At 40.6% G+C, this 456-nt stretch carries 1 protein-coding gene; it reads left to right on the top strand.

Going from position 1 to position 456, the window contains the following annotated elements; translation table 11 throughout:
- Positions 1 to 456: adenylosuccinate synthetase (locus J7R05_RS08040; RefSeq protein WP_208541852.1), on the top strand; the 456-nt coding region annotated here is incomplete at both ends.

The raw sequence follows: 456 nt of genomic DNA, 5'->3' as shown, positions 1-456 counted from the left end.
GTAGCAGAATTAAAAAAACTACGTGATCAGGGGGTAAAAATTACACCAGAAATTTTACGTATTGCTGAAAATGCTCCATTAATTCTCTCTTTGCATCGTGATCTTGATGCAATTCGTGAAAGCGGTTTATCGGGTTTAAAAATTGGTACAACAAAGCGTGGTATTGGTCCCGCTTATGAAGATAAGGTGGGGCGTCGTTCTATCCGCGTGATGGATTTGGCGGAAGCTGATACACTTATGGCTAAAATCGAACGACTTTTGCGACATCATAATGCTTTGCGTCGTGGTATGGGCGTGGCAGAAATTGATTCTCAAGCACTTTATAATGAGTTAATGCAAGTAGCGGATGAAATTCTACCCTTTATGGATTGTACGTGGCGTCTTTTAGATGAAAGTGATCAGATGGGAAAGCACGTTCTTTTTGAAGGTGCACAAGGTGCTCTATTAGATAATGAT

This window comes from Bartonella capreoli, assembly GCF_902813205.1.
Taxonomy (GTDB): domain Bacteria; phylum Pseudomonadota; class Alphaproteobacteria; order Rhizobiales; family Rhizobiaceae; genus Bartonella; species Bartonella schoenbuchensis.
This window is presented reverse-complemented; position numbering and strand designations above follow the sequence as displayed.